Source organism: Erwinia sp. MYb416 (assembly GCF_037479575.1).
Lineage (GTDB): Bacteria > Pseudomonadota > Gammaproteobacteria > Enterobacterales > Enterobacteriaceae > Erwinia > Erwinia rhapontici.
On sequence record NZ_JBBGYT010000089.1, the window covers coordinates 1 to 615 of the forward strand.

A 615-nucleotide genomic window follows, 5' to 3' on the forward strand; every position below is an offset into this window, starting at 1 on the left:
CCGAAAATACACCGATGAACCTTATATCGTGCATCCGGCTGCGGTGGTCGAACTGGTGCGAAGTGTCAGTGACGATGAAGAGATGCTGGCTGCGGCCTGGCTGCACGATACCGTTGAAGACACCAGCAGTACGCTGGAGGATATCCGCACCCATTTCGGCGAACGGGTGATGTCGCTGGTTGAAATGCTGACCAACCAGGGTGCCGTTGCCGGGCAGAACCGCACCGCGCGTAAGCTGGCCCATTTTCGCCATACTCAACAAGCCTCTGCTGACGCGCAGACCATTAAGCTGGCGGATATTATCGATAATACCCGCTCAATTATTCATTTTGATCCGCATTTTGCCCGCGTCTATCTGATTGAAAAACGGGTGCAAATCCGTCTGCTGACCGCAGGTCATGCCACGCTTCACCAGATGGCTAATCAGGTGATCGAACAGGGAATAGCGCAGTTGGGCCAGCCACCTCACAGCGTACCGGCAAGCTGGTTTGAACAGCAGGAAAAAAAATACCATCCATAACAATAGGTTGAATAAAAAAACTGCAGGTTAGATGTCATTATGTGCTCTATATAAGTCAATCGCATAAAATGACCAGTTCTGTTATGGAACATCCC

General features: G+C 50.7%; 1 protein-coding gene. It reads left to right on the forward strand.

Features of this window, described 5'->3' with window-relative positions; genetic code table 11:
- Positions 1–520, forward strand: a 520-nt coding sequence (locus WH277_RS00770) for an HD domain-containing protein (RefSeq protein WP_339503813.1), incomplete at its 5' end; no start/stop codon positions are given.
- Positions 521–615 lie beyond the last annotated feature (95 nt).